General features: G+C 66.9%; 19 protein-coding genes. 8 read left to right on the plus strand and 11 right to left on the minus strand.

All coding sequences use genetic code 11. The features are described 5' to 3' along the window. Positions 1–4 precede the first annotated feature (4 nt). Positions 5–1,231, minus strand: a complete 1,227-nt coding sequence (locus SR870_RS18485; RefSeq protein ID WP_322514984.1) for an aminotransferase class I/II-fold pyridoxal phosphate-dependent enzyme — start codon at positions 1,229–1,231, stop codon at positions 5–7. Positions 1,232–1,493: 262 nt separating this feature from the next. Between SR870_RS18485 and SR870_RS18490 the strand changes: the two genes are divergently transcribed. Next, entirely contained in the window at positions 1,494–1,727 is a 234-nt protein-coding gene (locus SR870_RS18490; protein ID WP_322514985.1) for an AbrB/MazE/SpoVT family DNA-binding domain-containing protein, read from the plus strand. A gap of 4 nt (positions 1,728–1,731) precedes the next feature. Beyond that, complete coding sequence (locus SR870_RS18495; RefSeq protein WP_322514986.1) at positions 1,732–2,139, plus strand: type II toxin-antitoxin system VapC family toxin; 408 nt, start codon at positions 1,732–1,734, stop codon at positions 2,137–2,139. Positions 2,140–2,306: 167 nt separating this feature from the next. On the opposite strand, the gene SR870_RS18500 is transcribed toward SR870_RS18495, so the two are convergent. From SR870_RS18500 to tesB, 4 genes are all read right to left on the minus strand, one after another. Continuing rightward, positions 2,307–3,749, minus strand: coding sequence for an ammonium transporter (locus SR870_RS18500; protein ID WP_322514987.1), 1,443 nt, complete (start codon positions 3,747–3,749; stop codon positions 2,307–2,309). Positions 3,750–3,792: 43 nt separating this feature from the next. Continuing rightward, positions 3,793–4,131 carry a P-II family nitrogen regulator gene (locus SR870_RS18505; protein ID WP_011439273.1) on the minus strand — a complete coding sequence of 113 codons (339 nt, stop codon included), beginning with the start codon at positions 4,129–4,131 and terminating at the stop codon, positions 3,793–3,795. A 401-nt stretch (positions 4,132–4,532) separates the two neighbouring features. Further along, positions 4,533–4,871, minus strand: a complete 339-nt coding sequence (locus tag SR870_RS18510; RefSeq protein ID WP_322514988.1) for a P-II family nitrogen regulator — start codon at positions 4,869–4,871, stop codon at positions 4,533–4,535. Positions 4,872–5,181: 310 nt separating this feature from the next. Next, complete coding sequence (tesB, locus tag SR870_RS18515; RefSeq protein ID WP_322514989.1) at positions 5,182–6,057, minus strand: acyl-CoA thioesterase II; 876 nt, start codon at positions 6,055–6,057, stop codon at positions 5,182–5,184. Between the two features lie 160 nt (positions 6,058–6,217). On the opposite strand from tesB, the gene SR870_RS18520 reads away from it, so the two are divergent. After that, the gene (locus SR870_RS18520; RefSeq protein ID WP_322514990.1) at positions 6,218–7,438 is read left to right on the plus strand and encodes a ubiquinone biosynthesis hydroxylase; all 1,221 of its coding nucleotides are present in this window, start codon (positions 6,218–6,220) and stop codon (positions 7,436–7,438) included. Between the two features lie 74 nt (positions 7,439–7,512). On the opposite strand, the gene SR870_RS18525 is transcribed toward SR870_RS18520, so the two are convergent. Next, entirely contained in the window at positions 7,513–7,893 is a 381-nt protein-coding gene (locus tag SR870_RS18525) for an antitoxin Xre/MbcA/ParS toxin-binding domain-containing protein (protein WP_322514991.1), read from the minus strand. 280 nt (positions 7,894–8,173) lie between these two features. Here SR870_RS18525 and SR870_RS18530 point away from each other — a divergent pair, with 280 nt between their 5' ends. The 4 genes from SR870_RS18530 (at position 8,174) to SR870_RS18545 (ending at position 10,384) form a co-directional block, all read left to right on the plus strand. Next, the gene (locus tag SR870_RS18530; RefSeq protein ID WP_322514992.1) at positions 8,174–8,908 is read left to right on the plus strand and encodes a heme ABC transporter permease; all 735 of its coding nucleotides are present in this window, start codon (positions 8,174–8,176) and stop codon (positions 8,906–8,908) included. Beyond that, positions 8,908–9,084, plus strand: a complete 177-nt coding sequence (ccmD, locus tag SR870_RS18535; protein WP_322514993.1) for a heme exporter protein CcmD — start codon at positions 8,908–8,910, stop codon at positions 9,082–9,084. The genes SR870_RS18530 and ccmD overlap by 1 nt, the downstream gene beginning before the upstream one ends. Beyond that, complete coding sequence (locus SR870_RS18540) at positions 9,081–9,674, plus strand: DsbE family thiol:disulfide interchange protein (protein WP_322514994.1); 594 nt, start codon at positions 9,081–9,083, stop codon at positions 9,672–9,674. Before ccmD ends, SR870_RS18540 begins: the two co-directional genes overlap by 4 nt. A 305-nt stretch (positions 9,675–9,979) precedes the next feature. Beyond that, positions 9,980–10,384, plus strand: coding sequence for a ComEA family DNA-binding protein (locus SR870_RS18545; protein WP_322514995.1), 405 nt, complete (start codon positions 9,980–9,982; stop codon positions 10,382–10,384). 81 nt (positions 10,385–10,465) lie between these two features. Here SR870_RS18545 and SR870_RS18550 read toward each other — a convergent pair whose 3' ends face one another. From SR870_RS18550 to ftsY, 3 genes are all read right to left on the minus strand, one after another. Beyond that, the gene (locus SR870_RS18550; RefSeq protein WP_322514554.1) at positions 10,466–11,728 is read right to left on the minus strand and encodes an IS4 family transposase; all 1,263 of its coding nucleotides are present in this window, start codon (positions 11,726–11,728) and stop codon (positions 10,466–10,468) included. Positions 11,729–11,990: 262 nt separating this feature from the next. Continuing rightward, complete coding sequence (locus SR870_RS18555) at positions 11,991–12,593, minus strand: septation protein A (RefSeq protein ID WP_322518308.1); 603 nt, start codon at positions 12,591–12,593, stop codon at positions 11,991–11,993. Positions 12,594–12,619: 26 nt separating this feature from the next. Further along, on the minus strand, positions 12,620–13,567 hold the full coding sequence (gene ftsY / locus SR870_RS18560; protein WP_322514996.1) for a signal recognition particle-docking protein FtsY: 948 nt from the start codon (positions 13,565–13,567) through the stop codon (positions 12,620–12,622). A 28-nt stretch (positions 13,568–13,595) separates the two neighbouring features. Here ftsY and SR870_RS18565 point away from each other — a divergent pair, with 28 nt between their 5' ends. Then, positions 13,596–14,516: an RNA pseudouridine synthase gene (locus SR870_RS18565; RefSeq protein WP_322514997.1), complete on the plus strand. Its 921-nt coding sequence runs from the start codon at positions 13,596–13,598 to the stop codon at positions 14,514–14,516. Between the two features lie 195 nt (positions 14,517–14,711). Here the strand turns inward: SR870_RS18565 and mtaB are convergent, their stop codons facing one another. Together mtaB and dapF are read right to left on the minus strand one after the other, a co-directional pair. Beyond that, a complete protein-coding gene (mtaB, locus tag SR870_RS18570) occupies positions 14,712–15,980 on the minus strand; it encodes a tRNA (N(6)-L-threonylcarbamoyladenosine(37)-C(2))-methylthiotransferase MtaB (RefSeq protein ID WP_322514998.1) in 1,269 nt (422 codons plus the stop codon). Then, entirely contained in the window at positions 15,980–16,855 is an 876-nt protein-coding gene (dapF, locus tag SR870_RS18575) for a diaminopimelate epimerase (RefSeq protein WP_322514999.1), read from the minus strand. Before dapF ends, mtaB begins: the two co-directional genes overlap by 1 nt. Positions 16,856–16,895 lie beyond the last annotated feature (40 nt).

Here is a 16,895-nt window from a genome sequence, read left to right on the forward strand (position 1 = left end):
CGACTCACTCGAGAATCCGCACCAGACGGTGCAGCGCTTCGGCGGTGGTCTCGCTGTCCTGCACCATCGCGACGCGGATATAGCCGGCGCCGGGATTGCTGCCGTCGGCCTGCGGACGCGCCAGATAGCTGCCGGGAATGACGCGGACGCCGCCTTGCTTGAACAGCTTCACCGTGGCGACCTCGTCGCCGCCCTGCGCGGCGACGTCGAGCCACAGGCAGAAGCCGCCGGCGGGGCGCCGATAGCCGTAGCGCGCGCCGATGATCTGATCGGCGAGATCGAATTTCAGCCGGTACAGCCGGCGGTTTTCCTCGACATGCGCCTCGTCGCCATAGGCCGCGACCGCGACGTGCTGCAGCGGCACCGGCACCTGCGGGGCGGCGACGTTGCGCAGCTCGTGATAGGCCTTGAGGAAATCCGCGTCGCCGGCGACGAAGCCGACGCGCATGCCGGGAAGATTGGAGCGCTTCGACAGCGACTGGAACACCGCGACATTGTGGAAGTCGGGGCCTGCGGCCTGCAGCGCGCTGCCGGGTGCATCGCGGGTGTAGATTTCCGAGTAGCACTCGTCGGCGAGAATCAGGAAGCCGTGGCGATCCGCCAGCGCCTTCAGCTTCGCGAAGTAATCGAGCGACGCCACCGAGCCCTGCGGGTTTGCGGGCGAGGCGATGTAGATCGCCACCGTGCGCTTCAGCGTCGCCGCGTCGAGCGAATCCAGATCGGGCAGGAAGCCGTTGGCTGGCGTGGTCGGCAGGAACACCGCCTCGCAGCCCGCCGCGCGGGCGCCGGCCGCGTAAGCCGGATAGAACGGATTCGGCATCAGGATCGCCGGCGTGCCGTCGCGCGGCGACACGTAGCGCGCGGCCGCGACGGCGGCGAGGAACAAGCCCTCGCGGCTGCCGTTCAGCACCAGCAGTTCGGTCTCGGGATCGGGCGCGCGCTCCAGCGCGAAGCGTTTCGCCAGCCAGCTCGCTGCGGCTTCGCGGAATGGCGCGATGCCTTTGGCCATCGGATAGCGGCCGAACTCGGCGGTGTGCCGCGCCAGCACCGGGCCGACGAAATCCGGCACCGGATGCTGCGGCTCGCCGACCGACAGATTGATCAGCCGCTCGCCCGGCTGATACGGCGCCAGCAATTCGCTCAGCCGCGCGAATGGCGAGCGTTCGCTGTTGCCGGCGGCAGCAGGACTGCCGGCAGCGCTCGCCGAAACTGAAGAGGCGCGCAGAGCCATTCGAAAACGCCAGTTTTGCAAGGCGCCCGGCCGCTTTCCGGCCCGGGCGAAAACAGATCAGCCACCATAGATACGGCGAGGTTAAGACGCGATTAACCATCGACGGGTGGGGGCGGCATGCTGCAGCAGGATGGCTTCTCTTCGAATCGTCATCCTGCTCCAGATTCTTGTTAGAGCATGATCTTTTCCGAAAACCGGCATCCACTTTTCGGGATCATGCTCTAGATTATGGGAGCGCCGCGGGAACAGGCGGGAGGTCGAGATGGCGAGCAAAGTGACGAGCGACGGCCGCGTGACGATCCCGCGGGACATCCTCGATACCCTCGGGGTTGCTCCGGGCGAAGAGATCGACTTCAAGCTCGCGCCGGATGGGGCGGTGGTTCTCCAAAAGGCAGAGCCGCGTAGCGCGCCTCGGGACTGGGAGAAGGTCAGGGGCAGCGCCGATGCGGGACTATCGAGTGGCGAATTGATGCAACTGCTGCGCGGCGACGACTGAAGCCGTGACGCTCGTCGATTCCAATGTGCTGATCGACTTTCTCGCAGATGATCCTTTGTGGTCCGAGTGGTCGATCCAGCGGCTTCGTGAGGCCGTGGATCGGGGGTCTCTGCTGATCAACGACGTGATCTACGCCGAAGTCTCCGCCGGGTTCCTCAAACTGGATGACTTCGAGGCCGCTCTGGCGACGATCGGCGTGACGGTCGCTCCGCTTCCCCGCGCAGCGCTGTTTCTGGCCGGCAAAGCCTTCGTTCAGTACCGGCGGGCCGGCGGAACTCGCACCGGCGTTCTGCCCGATTTCTTCATCGGCGCGCACGCTGAAGTCGAAAGCCTGACACTTCTGACCAGGGACCCGCGGAAGTATCAGATCTACTTCCCCTCCGTCAGGCTGATCACGCCTGACCTCGGCTGAGGTTCGGTGTCCCCTCGCAGCAATGCGGACGAACATAATCTCAAAAAGAAAGGGGTCCCGGCTTGCGCCAGGACCCCTCGACGGCTCGGACAGTGCCGGGTATCTGCCCGAACCGTAGTTCTGGGCGCGGCATCTCTGGAGGAAAGACGCCGCGCCCTCGGGAGAACTTACATGTTGTAAGCGCGCTCGGTGTGCTCGACGACGTCGAGGCCTTCGCGCTCGACTTCGACCGGCGCACGCAGGCCGACGATGACGTCGACGACCTTGAACAGGATCGCCGAGCCGATGCCGGACAGCAGGATGGTGGTGCCGACGCCCCAGCACTGCGCGATCATCTGGGTTCCGAGGTCGTATTCGGCAACCGCGCCAGCGACGTAGTCGTACACGCCGGTGCCGCCGAGCGCCGGGTTCACCAGGATGCCGGTGCCGAGCGCGCCGATGATGCCGCCGACGCCGTGGATGCCGAACACGTCGAGCGAGTCGTCATAGCCGAGCGCGTTCTTCACCACGGTGCAGAAGAACAGGCAGACCACGCCGGCGACGATGCCGAGCACGATCGCGCCCATCGGGCCGACGAAGCCCGCCGCGGGGGTGACCGCGACCAGACCCGCGACTGCACCGGACAATGCGCCGAGCAGCGAGGGGTGACCCTTGAAGATCCATTCCGCGAACATCCAGCTCATCGCCGCCGCCGCCGTCGCGACGAAGGTGTTGACCATGGCGAGGCCGGCGACGCCGCTGGCTTCGAGGTTCGAGCCGACGTTGAAACCGAACCAGCCGACCCAGAGCAATGCTGCGCCGATCATGGTCATGGTCAGCGAGTGCGGAGCCATCAGCTCCTTGCCGTAGCCGGTGCGCTTGCCGATCAGCAGGGCGCCGACCAGGCCGGCGATGCCGGCGTTGATGTGCACCACGGTGCCGCCCGCGAAGTCGAGCGCGCCCTTCTTGAAGATGAAGCCCGCATCCGCATTGATCTCGTCGAGCTTGGCCTGCGCGGCCGCCTTGGCGGCATCGTCAGTGGCTGCGGCGAGCGCCTTGGCGGCGTCGGTGATCATATCCGGGCCCGGCCAGTACCAGACCATGTGGGCCATCGGGAAGTAGATCAGCGTCACCCACAGCGGCACGAACAGTGCGACCGCGGCGAAGCGCGTGCGTTCGGCGAAGGCGCCGACGATCAGCGCCGGCGTGATCGCCGCGAAGGTCATCTGGAAGCAGATGTAGATCAGCTCAGACACGTTGGCATCGACGCTGAACGACGCGACCTTGGAGTCGGGGGTGACGCCGGCGAGGAACGCCTTGGAGAAGCCGCCGATGAAGTCGGAGCCGCCGGTGAAAGCCAGGCTGTAGCCGTAGACCGCCCAGATCACGATCACGATCGAGAAGGTGTAGAACACCTGCGCCAGCACCGAGAGCATGTTCTTGGAGCGGACCAGGCCGCCGTAGAACAGCGCCAGGCCGGGGATGGTCATCAGTACGACCAAAACCGTGGCGGTCATCATCCAGGCGTTGTCGCCCTTGTTGACCGTGGGCTCGGCGTAGGCGGCAGTCGCGGCGAACAGGCCGGCTGCCAGGGCGGCCAGTCCCGCGCCGTAGGGACGTTTGAACGTCATTTGTCGTCTCCTGAGTGGAAGAAAGTTGGGTGAGCGGGAAATCTTAGAGAGCTGCTGCGTCGGCTTCGCCGGTGCGGATGCGCACAGCGTGGTCGAGGCCGATGACGAAGATCTTGCCGTCGCCGATTTGGCCGGTCTTGGCGGCGCTGGTGATCGCCTCGATGGTCTTCTCGACCTGATCGGTGGCGATCGCGACCTCGATCTTGATCTTGGGCAGGAAGCTCACCGCGTATTCGGCGCCGCGATAGATTTCCGTGTGGCCCTTCTGGCGGCCATATCCCTTGACTTCCGTCACCGTCAAACCGTGAACGCCAATGGCGGTCAGGGCATCACGGACTTCTTCCAGTTTGAATGGCTTGATGATCGCCATAACAATTTTCATAGGTCCTATCCCCGCTAGGGCCCGGCCAAAATGGCCGGGACATGAACTCGACTGAAAATCCCCACGCGGAGAGCATCACTACGCGGGCACAGCCACGCCCCCTAGAATCAAATGCCGTGCCAGTCGGCCGACACGCTGGAATCGTTCATGAAATCGAAACTCTGACGGCCGATCGCACCGCAACACCGGCTGTGCCATTCCGTCGCGCTCATTGCTTGGGCAGCCATGAGCAAAATTTAGGCATGACAGCGTCCCGACACAATCGTGCCCAGCCGACGGGCAGTCCGTGCGGTAGAATATTATGGCAGGTGGCTATTCAAGCGCCGCGCCATGCTCCGAACTGCCGAGACGCGCCATTCGGCGTCGCCCGCCGCGTCGCGCCGCGGGCGCCGGCGGCCGGCTCAGAGCGCGTCGGAATCGGTCTCGCCGGTGCGGATCCGCAGCGCGTGCTCGATCGGCGTGACGAAGATCTTGCCGTCGCCGATCTGGCCGGTGCGGGCGCCGCGGGTGATGACCTCGACGGCCTTGTCGGCGAGCGCCGAATCGACCGCGATCTCGATCCGCAGCTTGGGCAGGAAGTTCACGATGTATTCGGCGCCGCGATAGATCTCGGTGTGGCCGCGCTGCCGGCCGTAGCCCTTGACCTCGGTCACGGTCATGCCGTGCACGCCGATCTCGGTCAGCGCCTGGCGGACCTCGTCGAGCTTGAAGGGTTTGATGATGGCGACGACGAGTTTCATGCAGGGCCCCAATTCTTCACGCAAGCGTCCGGCTCCGCGCAGCGCGGTGCTTTTGTTCTTTATATGCCGGGATTATCGGCAGCGCGCGCAGAAAATAAGCGGATTGACTGGCCGAGGCAGCGGCATCCGCCGAACCCGTCCCAACCACCTCCGTCATCGCCCGCGCAGGCGGGCGACCCAGTATCCCAGGGCGTTTCAGTTCAACCGCGCTCTCGGATATTGGGTCCCCCGCTTTCGCGGGGGATGACGGCTGAAGATGCGGCGGCGCCTTGGATGTGCGCAGCCTCCCGAGGACCCGGCCCGCGGGTGCTCACCCCTTCGGCGTCTCGCGCCGCTGCCGGACCGAGCCTTCCTGGGCGACCGAGGCGACCAGGGTGCCGTCGGCCTTGTAGATCATGCCGCGGGTCAGGCCGCGGCCGCCCTGGGCGGACGGGGAATCTTGGGCGTAGAGCAGCCATTCGTCGGCGCGGAACGGGCGGTGAAACCACATCGCGTGATCGAGGCTGGCCGGCATCATCCGCTTGTCGAACAGGGTGCGGCCGTAGCGCGCCATCACCGCGTCGAGCAGCGAGAAGTCCGACGCATAGGCCAGCGCGCACATATGCAGCGCCGGGTCGTCGGGCAGCTTGGCGGCGGTGCGGATCCAGACATGGATGCGGCCGTCCTCGATCTTCTCGCCGAAATAGCGCTTCAGCTCGACCGGGCGCAGCTCGATCGGCCGGTCGCTCTCGTAGTAGCGCTTGATGAAGTCCGGCATCTCCTTGAAGAACGGCTGCTTGGAGATCTCCTCCGCGGTCAGCGCCTCCGGCGGCGGCACGTCCGGCATCCTGTCCTGATGGTCGAACGCGGTCTCCTCGTCGTCGTGGAACGACATCATCAGCGAGAAGATCGCGTTGCCGTGCTGGATCGCGGTGACGCGGCGGGTGGTGTAGCTCTTGCCGTCGCGCAGCCGCTCGACCTCGTAGATGATCGGCACCGCCGGGTCGCCCGGCAGGATGAAGTAGCAATGCATCGAATGCGGCAGCCGGCCCTCGACGGTGCGGCAGCCGGCGACCATCGCCTGGCCGATCACCTGGCCGCCGAACACCCGCTGCCAGCTCGTCTGTGGGCTGGTGCCGCGGAACAGGTTCACCTCGAGCGGCTCGAGATCGAGGATCGAGATCAGGTCGATCAGGCTGTTGGACACCGGCAAGCGCTCCCCTGGGTGGCGGCGGCGTGATTTCCCACCGCCGTCGATGTCTGGTAGACCGGGCCGGTCGAAGCCTCGGCTGTTTCAGCCTGTTTCGCCCAGCTCCTTGATGGGCGCAAGAACACAGACAGGCGACTCTGGCACACGAGTGAGAAAAATGACGGTACAGCGAAGCATTGTCATCGGTGGCGGCGCGTTCGCCGGTCTGGCGCTGGCGCTGGCGCTGCGCCAGGGGCTCGGCCCCGAGGTCCCGATCGTTGTCGCCGACCCGGCGCTGGCGATGCGGCCGTCGCGCGATCCGCGCGCCACCGCGATCGTCGCCGCCTGCCGCCGGCTGTTCGAGGCGCTCGGCGTCTGGGACGAGGTGGCGCCGACCGCGCAGCCGATCATCGACATGGTGGTGACGGATTCGGCGCTGGAGGACGCGACCCGGCCGGTGTTCCTGACGTTTGCCGGCGAGGTGCAGCCCGGCGAGCCGTTCGCCCATATGGTCGAGAACAAATATCTCAATGAAGCGCTGGCCAGCCGCGCCGAAGCCGCCGGCGTCGAGCTGCGCGCCACGCCGGTGACATCGTACCAAGCGGGCGACGACGCGACCCGCGTGACGCTCGGCGACGGCAGCGTGATAGAGGCGAGCCTGCTGGTCGCCGCCGACGGCGCCAAGTCGAAGCTGCGCGAGCGCGCCGGCATTGCCACCTATGGCTGGGACTACGACCAGTCCGGCATCGTCGTCACGGTGGAGCACGAGCGCGACCACAATGGCTGCGCCGAGGAGCACTTCCTGCCCGCGGGGCCGTTCGCGATCCTGCCGCTGACCGGCAAGCGCTCGTCGCTGGTGTGGACCGAGAGCCGCGCCGATGCGGCCAAGATCGTGGCGCTGTCCGCCAAGGAGTTTCAGGCCGAGCTGGAGACGCGGTTCGGGCTGCGGCTCGGCGAGGTCAAGCCGCTGGATGCGCCGAAGGCGTTTCCGCTCGGCTATTTCGTGGCGCAATCCTTCATCGGGCCGCGGCTGGCGCTGATCGGCGACGCCGCCCATGTGATTCACCCGATCGCCGGGCAGGGCCTCAATATGGGGCTGCGCGACGTCGCGGCGCTGGCGGAAGTCGTGGTCGATGCGGCGCGGCTCGGGATCGATCCCGGCCAGGCCGACGTGCTGGAAAATTACCAGCGCTGGCGGCGGTTCGACACCATGGCGATGGGCGTCGCCACCAACGGGCTGAACCTATTGTTCTCCAACAAATCGCCGCTGCTGCGCAGCGTCCGCGACATCGGCCTCGGCATCGTCGACCGGCTGCCGCCGCTGAAGGACGTCTTCATCCGCCAGGCCGCCGGCCTCGCCGGCGAAACCCCGCGCCTTCTGAAGGGCGAGGCGCTGTAAGCGGCTCCTGGGGGCCACACCGTCGTGTGCAGGACGCGCCGGGCGACTCGGCCGGAACCGAACCGCGGGGCGTCTCAGACCGGAGCGCGTCGCGCATCCAGGTACTGGACGACGTGGAACAGGCCCTGGACTTTCTGAATCAGATCGACCGGCGCGCCTCCCAGGGCGAGATTCTCCGCCTTGATCCATTCGCGCGCGGCGGTCTCGTCGCCGGCGACGATCGCATCCAGCGAGCGGTACAGGCGAACGAATAGTGCCGCGAGTTCGAAGGCCTTGCCGCCGTCGAGCATATCGTCGCCGCTCTTCATCCGCGAGACCACCGAGTCGGGCTGGCCGATGATTTTGCTCAACACCTTCTGCGACAGGCCGAGCCGTTCGGCCGCCTCGATGGTGTCCTTGGTAAGGACAGCCCTGGCCCTCAAGGCCGACGGGGACCGATTGGGCGCAGCGATCATGGTCAGCCTCCATCATGCCTGAGGAATATTACACATAATTGCACCACGCGGCCCGCTGGCGTTCGGCCGCCACGCCTTCGATGCCGATCCCCGGATGCGCGGGTTCGTGTGGGATCGCTGATTCGCGCGCCCGGTCCGACCGAAGGTCGCGAGGTTGCTGCAGCGCGGCAGACGGCGACTCGCAGGCCGGCGCTCGCCGCCCGATCAACTCCCGCTGAGGCGGTGGCCTCCGGAGAAGGCCGCATTGCCTGCGCACGCCCATCCCATTATCAGGGATGCCATGACGCTGACCGAACTCGCCAACCCGACCCGGTTCCTGACGCTTGCCGGCCGCCTGCTGCCGTGGCTCGCGGGCGCGACCGCGCTGCTGCTCGCCGTCGGGCTGGTGCAGGCGATGCTGGCGCCGGACGACTACCAGCAGGGCGCCACCGTCAAGATCATGTTCGTGCACGTGCCGAACGCCTGGCTGGCGATGTTTGTCTGGGGGGTGATGAGCGTGGCCTCGCTCGGCACGCTGGTGTGGCGGCATCCGCTCGCCGACGTCGCCGCCAAGACCGCAGCGCCGATCGGCGCCGCCTTCACCTTCCTGGCGCTGTTCACCGGCTCGCTGTGGGGCCGGCCGATGTGGGGCACCTATTGGGAATGGGACGCCCGGCTGACCTCGATGCTGATCCTGTTCCTGATGTATCTCGGCCTGATCGCGCTGTGGCGCGCGGTCGAGGACCCCTCGCGTGCCGCGCGCGCCGCCGCGGTGCTGACGCTGGTCGGCGCCATCAACCTGCCGATCATCAAGTTCTCGGTCGACTGGTGGAATACGCTGCACCAGCCGGCCTCGGTGATGCGGATGGGTGGGCCGGCGCTCGACCAATCGTTCCTGATTCCGCTGCTGGTGATGGCGCTCGGCTTCTCGCTGCTGTTTCTGACGCTGCACGTCGCCGCGATGCGCAACGAGATCCTGCGCCGCCGGGTGCGCACGCTGCAGATGCTGCAGGCCAGCCGCGCCGAGGCGGCGTGATGTTCGGTCGCTACGCAGAGTTCATCGTTTCGTCCTACGCCGCAGTCGCGATCGTGGTCGCGCTGCTGATCTTGTGGGTGATGATCGACTATCGCCGCCAGAAGGCGCGGCTGCGCGAGCTCGAGGCGCGCGGCGCCACGCGGCGCTCCGGCCGCAGCGCAACGGATCTGACATGAGCACGCCCGTCACCGACACGCCCTCGCCGACGCGGCGCTCCCTGATGGTGGCGCTGCCGCTGCTGGTGTTCGCGGGACTCGCGGCGCTGTTCTGGATCCGGCTCGGTGATCGCGACATTTCCCGCATTCCCTCGGCGCTGATCGGCCGCGAGGTGCCGCCGACCGTGCTGCCGCCGCTCGACGACCTCGCCCGCGACGGCGCGGCGGTGCCGGGCCTCGATCCGGCGCTGTTCAGCGGCAAGGTCAGCGTCGTCAATGTCTGGGCGTCGTGGTGCGTGCCGTGTCACGACGAGGCGCCGATCCTGACCGCGCTCGGCGACGACAAGCGCATCCAGATCGTCGGCATCAACTACAAGGACAAGCCCGACAACGCCCGGCGTTTCCTCGGCCGCTACGGCAACCCGTTCGCCGCGGTCGGCGTCGACGCCAATGGCCGCGCCGCGATCGAATGGGGCGTCTATGGCGTGCCGGAGACCTTCGTGGTCGGCCGCGACGGCCGCATCGCCTACAAGCTGGTCGGCCCGATCACGCCGGACAATCTCGACAAGGTGCTGAAGCCCGAGATCGAGAAGGCGCTGGGGAAGTCCTGAGCCTGTTCATGTGCAGCAGTGCCCCAAGCATAGCGCGCTCCCTCTCCCGCTTGCGGGAGAGGGCTGGGGTGAGGGCGCCCCGAGCAGTGAGTCTGCTGATTGCGGAGAGGAGTGCCCTCACCCGGATCGCTGCGCGATCCGACCTCTCCCGCTTGCGGGAGAGGTTGCGCCATGCCGCGCGGACACGGCACGTCGGATAAATAATCATCGGCGTTTATCGGGCGTTCATTTGCCGGCCACGGCCGCGCCATGAATCGGCGGCTAGCTCGATGGCGTTGATAACAACGTCCGTGGAGGACACCCCGATGCTTACTTTGAAGCTGCGCCACCTCGCCCTCGCCCCGCTCGCCGCCACGCTGGCCTTCGGCCTGCTCGCCGGCGGCCCGGCGATGGCCCAAGGGACCGCACAAGGCACCCAGACCGCGCCGTCCGGCACCATGGCGCCGGCGCCGAAGGCCGATACCAAGATGGCCCCGGCCAAGGACAGCAAGATGGCCCCCGCCAAGGCGGAAAAGACCGAACTGCTCGACATCAACACCGCCACAGCCGACCAGCTCGACGGGCTGCCCGGCGTCGGCAAGGCCTATTCGGCCGCGATCATCAAGGGCCGCCCCTACAAGGGCAAGGACGACCTCGTGCACAAGAAGATCCTGCCCGAGAAGACCTATGAGGGCATCAAGGACAGGATCATCGCCAAGCACAAGGGCTGAGCGGACTACTCACGGCCCACTGGTCGACGACAAGCCTCGTGCTTGCACAACGCGTCATTGCCGGGCTCGACCCTACGAGATTCACACATCTGGCCTTAGCTTCCAGCCTGCGAGCATGGCTCTGAGGGATTGGAGGCCGTGGAGGATCACGATGGGGCCTGGCTTGCCGTAGTAGCCGGTCCATCCGCCAAGGCGGGCGCAGATCCAACTGGCGTAGGCGAGTGATCCTGGCGGATGCGGGTTTTTCTGTTTCGCGGTGCTGCCCTCCAGTGTTCGGCAGATGGTTTGGAGCGCCGGCTCATCGTCGGGGTCGAACGTGTCCTGCATCGGCCGGCCGGCTGCACCATCGCGTTCACGCACCATCTGCAGCACCTGGATCGCGGCGATCAGAGTCGCGGTGGTCAGGTTCTCGAACGGTCCGCCCTCGGCGATACGCACCGCTTCGATGTCGAAGCCCTTGGTCTTCATCAGGCGGAAGACTTGCTCGATGGTCCAGCGCTGGCGATAGAACCTGGTGATCAGCAGAGCTTGCGCCAGCGTCGTCACCTCGTGCGTCGTCAGCAGACGCCAATGCACCGGCGCCACCGAGGGCGGCGGATCGATCTCGCGCGCTTCCACCAAGGTCAGCGTCACGCTCTTGGGCAGATGCGCCGCTTCGGCCGGATGGTTGCGCTTGGGTCGCTTCAAGGTGATCTCGCGGGCACGAAGCGCCAGCGTCACCCGACGCGCCGACCGGCCCGGATTAGCCGGCAGATCGATGGTCTCGCGGCCAAGCTCGGCCACCTGAGCCATGCAGTCGTACAGCCTGCCGCCGCCTTCCAGAGCGCGATCATGATGGGCGCGGATCAACAGTTCGGTTTCTGCCGGCCGGCAGGCGAACTCATCGTAGATGTCGCCTTCGCGGTCGGCGATGACGGTCACGCAAGCTGCGCCCGCGGCGACCAGACCGGCCGCCGCCCTGGTCGCATCGAGCCAGCGTCGGCTTTCCTTGTCGGCGAACGGCCGTTTGGCACACAGCCGTTTGGTGCCGCCGACGCGGCTGAGAAACACCGCATCGACAAGCCCGAGCAATGCGCCATCGGCGGCATCGACGGCGATCGTCGGGTGCAGGTTCAAGCTGCACAGCTTGCCGTCATCGCGCAGCGTCGTGGTGTCCTGGATCGCCAGAATGTGGCGGCCCTCGACCAGCCCGGCGGTGCGCGCCCTGGCATGCGCCACCATCTCCTGTGGCGTCACTCGGGGATTACGCAGAAACCGGGTGAAGCGGATCTCGCCCGCACGATCTCCGCCGACCCGGCGCACGCTGATCCCCGCGCGACCGACGTCGACCAGCCGAGCCAGCAAGCAGGCCCCCCTTTTTCCAGGCGCCGGTCACCGAACCGTCCCAAACCAACGTCCATCTGCTCCTCCTCAGATCTCGACCACTATCGAGTCAGAGAAAGCTGCCGCCCGCAACAGCCAAAGCAGATGTGTGAATGTCGTAGGGCTCGACCCGGCAATCCATCTTCTTCAGAAGGATGGATGCCCGGGTCGAGCCCGGGCATGACGGCGGTGGAGTTGGCGATGCCGGGTCGAGCCCGGCAATGACGTCTTTGAAGTAGCAGGCTCACCGCCCCGAGACGTCGCCCTCGTCGGCGGCGCTCTGCTCCAGCGTCGCCGGCTCGGCGGCGTAGCGCTTGGTCAGCGGCATCTGCAGGATCGCGAACAGCATGGTCAGCGGGATCATGCCGAACACCTTGAAGTTGACCCAGAAGTCGGTCGACTGCGTGCGCCACACCGCTTCGTTGAGCAGCGCCATCGCGACGAAGAACAGCGCCCAGCGCAGCGTCAGTCTGCGCCAGCCTTCCGGCGTCAGATTGAATACCTGATCGAACATGATGGCGATGAAGGAGCGGCCGAACAACAGCCCGCCGCCCAGCACCGCGCCGAACAGCGCGTAGACGATGGTCGGCTTCATCTTGATGAAGGTCTCGTCGTGCAGCACCAGCGTCAGCGTGCCGAACACCAGCACGACGACGGCGGTGACGATCGCCATGATCGGCACGTGTTTGGTCACCACATAGGACGCGATGATCGCCGCCATCACCGCCACCATGAAGGCGCCGGTGGCGGCGAACAGATTCCATTTCGAGTTGACGAAGAAGAACACCAGCAGCGGGCCGAGCTCGGTGGCGAGCTTGAACAGCGGATGCGGCTGGTTCTTGGGCAGGATCTCGTCGGACGTCGAGGGCTTCGTCATGTGGCCTCCGTGCCGGCGATCGCCTGGGCGAAATCGCGCGCGGTGAACGGCGCCAGATCCTCGACGCCCTCGCCGACGCCGATGAAATGCACCGGCAGTTTGTGTTTCGCGGCGATCGCCACGAGAATGCCGCCGCGCGCGGTGCCGTCGAGCTTGGTCATGACCAATCCCGTCACGCCGGCGGTCTTGGTGAAGGCCTCGACCTGCGACAGCGCATTCTGGCCCACGGTCGCATCGAGCACCAGCAGCACCGCATGCGGCGCGGTGTCGTCGACTTTCTTGATCACCCGCACCACTTTTTCGAGCTCGCTCATCAGCTCGGTGCGGTTCTGCAGCCGGCCGGCGGTGTCGATCAGCAGCACGTCGCGGGCTTGTTCCTTCGCCGTGGTCAGCGCGTTGAAGGCGAGGCTCGCCGAATCCGAGCCCTGCGCGCCGGCGACCACCGGCGTGCCGGTGCGCTCGCCCCAGACCTTGAGCTGCTCGATCGCCGCGGCCCGGAAGGTGTCGCCGGCCGCCATCATCACCTTGTGGCCCTCGGCCGCATAGCGCGCCGACAGCTTGCCGATCGTGGTGGTCTTGCCGGAGCCGTTGACGCCGACCACCAGCACGACGAACGGCTTCCTGGCCGCATCGATCACCAGCGGCTTCGCCACCGGCGCCAGCACCTTCTCGACTTCGGCGGCGACGATCTCCTTGACGTCGCCGGCCGAGATCATCTTGTCGTAGCGGCCCTCGCCGACCGCATCCGAAATCCGCGTCGCCACTTCGGTGCCGAGATCGGCGCGCAGCAGCACGTCCTCGATCTCGTCGAGCATCGCCCGGTCGAGCTTGCGCTTGGAAATGAATTCGGTGAGCGCCGTGCCGATCGAACTCGACGTGCGCTTCAGCCCGCTGGACAGCCGCCGCCACCAGCTCGTTTTCGAATTTTCCGGAGTGTCACTCATCAGGGCGCTGTGTTAGCCGTTTCGGGCCATGAACGAAAGCCACGCAGATCAATTCGACGTGCCGGAACTGTCGGCGGAGGACATTCAGTCGCGGGTGCTGCATCGCGACGGGCTGATGCTGGTGATCGACAAGCCGCCCGGCCTGCCGGTGCATCGCGGCCCCAAGGGCGGGCCCAATCTGGAAACCTCGTTCGAGTTCCTGCGGTTCGGCCTGCCGCGCCCGCCGGTGCTGGCGCATCGGCTCGACCGCGACACCTCCGGCTGCCTGGTGCTCGGCCGCCACCGCAAGGCCACCGCCACGCTCGGGCTGCTTTTCAAGCACAGCAAGATTTCCAAGACCTATTGGGCGATCGTCGAGGGCGGCCCGGCCGAAGACCAGGGCACCATCGACCTGCCGATCGGCCGCCTCAACGCCGAGCGCGGCTGGTGGCAGAAGATCGACCCGGCGGGCCTGCCGTCGCTGACGAAATGGACGGTGCTGGGGCGCTTCTCCCCTCCCCCTTGCGGGGAGGGAGCCTGCCCCGGACTTGATCCGGGGTCGGGGGTGGGGGTCGACAACGGGAGCCTCGCTTCGGGGCACCCTCACCCCAACCCTCTCCCGCAAGCGGGAGAGGGAGCTCGCAGTGCTGGGGGCGAGGCCGCCGATCTGTCTCGAAAGCCGGGCGCGATCCTCGACGCGCCGCCGCCGACACAGCTCACCTGGCTGGCGCTGGAACCGATCACCGGGCGGACGCATCAGCTCCGGGTGCATTGCGCGGCGATGGGGTGGCCGATCTTCGGCGACAACATTTATGGCAGCGGCCCGCGCTTCGGCGAACCGAAGCTGCATTTGCATGCGCGCGAGATCACCATCCCGCTGTCGCGCAACAAGCCGCCGGTGGTGGTGACCGCGCCGGCGCCGGCGCACATGCATCCGCGGCTGGCGGCCTGCGGCTGGACGGGCGTGTAGTTCGAGACAGCCGCCACAAACACAACCGTCATCCCCCGCGCATGCGGGGGGGACCCAGTATTCCAGAGCGCTGCTATTCGTCCGCTGAGCTGCAGGCAACTGACTCGCTGCTGTTAGTTGATCACGTGCGCTCTGGAATACTGGGTCGTCCGGTCGAGCCGGACGATGACGGGAGTGGGTGGGGCGGCGCCGTGCTCATACGGTGAGCCTGGCCCCGTCGTGCCCGCGCACCGTCATCGCCTGAACCGTCCCCGGCGCGGCGCCTTCAATCGCCACCGGCAGGAAATGCTCGGTCCGGCCCTGTGCCGGGCTTTCGATCAGCACGGCGCGTACTTGCCCGATCTCCATCGCCAGCCGCTTCTGCAGTGCCGCTTCGCCTGCGGCGCGGAGTTGCGCGGCGCGGTCGCGGATGATGCGGCCGTCGAGCTGCGGCATCCGGGCGGCCGGGGTGCCGGGGCGCTTCGAATACGGAAACACGTGCAGGAAGGTCAGGCCGCAGTCCGCGACCAGATCGAGCGAACGCTGGAACATCGCGTCGGTCTCGGTTGGAAAGCCCGCGATCAGATCGGCGCCGAGCGCGATGTCGGGGCGTAGCCGCCGCACCTCGTCGCAGAACGCGACCGCGTCGGCGCGCGCGTGCCGCCGCTTCATCCGCTTCAGGATGATATCGTCGCCGGCCTGCAGCGACAGATGCAGATGCGGCATCAATCGCTGCTCGTTCGCCAGCGCGTCGAGCAGATCCCGATCCGCCTCGATGGAGTCGATCGAGGAAATCCGCAAGCGCTGCAGCTCCGGGACGTGGCGCAACACTTTCTTAACCAAAGTGCCGAGCTTCGGCGCGCCCGGCAGGTCGGCGCCGTAGCTGGTGAGGTCGACGCCGGTCAGCACGATCTCGACGTGGCCGCGTTCGGCCAGCGCGCGGACCTGGTCCACCACCGCGCCGACCGGCACCGAGCGGGAGTTACCACGGCCGAACGGGATGATGCAGAAGGTGCAGCGATGGTCGCAGCCGTTCTGCACCTGCACGAACACCCGCGGCAGGCCGCTCTGGTAACCGTCGACGAGATGCGGCGCCATCTCGCTTACCGCCATGATGTCGGCGACGGCGATCTTCTCTTCACTGCCGAGCCCGAACGCATCGGCGTCGAACGCCGCGCGCGCGGCGCGCCAGGCCTCGCTGCGCAGCTTGTCGTCATTGCCGATGACGCGATCGACTTCGTCCATCGCCGCGAAGGTGGCCGGCTCGGTCTGCGCCGCGCAGCCGGTGACGACGATGCGCGCGCCCGGCCGTGCGCGCTTCAATTTGCGGATCTGCTGCCGCGCCTGCGCCACCGCCTCATTGGTCACCGCGCAACTATTGACGACGATGGCGTCGGCGAGCCCTGCGCCCTCGGCCTCGCGGCGGATCACTTCGGATTCGAAGGCGTTGAGGCGGCAGCCGAAGGTGACGATCTCGACCGGCATCAGGCGGCGGTCGTTTCGCCAGCAAACAGCGCCGGATCGAACCGGCCCTCGAATTCGAGCTCGGCGCCGCCGGTCATCAGCACGTGATCGTCGCTCTCGCGCCATTCGATCGTGAGCTGGCCGCCCGGCAGCGTCAGTTCGACCTTGCGGTCGGCCCGCTTGAGCCGCGCGGCCGCCACCGCGGTGGCGCAGGCGGCCGAGCCGCAGGCGCGGGTCAGCCCGGCGCCGCGCTCCCAGGTCCGCATCGTGATGTGCTGGCGATCGACGATATGGGCGAGCGTGATATTGGCGCGCTCCGGAAAGATCGGATGATTTTCCAGCAGCGGCCCGAATTGGCCGAGATCGTAAGCGTGGATATCGTCGACCCAGAAGATCGCATGCGGATTGCCCATGCTGACCACCGAGGGCGTATGCAGGATCGGCGCGTCGATCGGGCCGATCTGCAGTTCGATGCCGCGGGTGTCGCGGAATTCCTCGGCCAGCGGAATCTCCCGCCAGCCGAATTTCGGCGCGCCCATGTCGACGGTGAACAGCCCTTCGGCCGGGCCACGCCAGCAATTGAGCAGGCCGGCGCGGGTCTCGAAGGTCAGGCCCTGCTGGTCGGAGCCGGCGAACATCTGCCGCGCGACGCAGCGCATCCCGTTGCCGCAGGCGCCGGATTCGGAGCCGTCATTGTTGTAGATCCGGACGAACGCTTCGGTGCCGGGCAGCCGCGCCGGCTGCAGCAGCATCAACTGATCATACGGCACATGCGCCGCCACCGCGCGGGCGTCGTCCGGCGTCACCGGCGCGGGCTGGTCGCGCAGATCGACCACGACGATCTCGTTGCCGATACCGTTCATCTTGGCGAAAAGGCGGTTGTCCAGCGCGCTCATGATCCGTTCCCTGTCGGGGCCTATATGGCGAAGCACGGCG

The sequence above is a fragment of the Rhodopseudomonas palustris genome, assembly GCF_034479375.1.
Lineage (GTDB): Bacteria > Pseudomonadota > Alphaproteobacteria > Rhizobiales > Xanthobacteraceae > Rhodopseudomonas > Rhodopseudomonas palustris_M.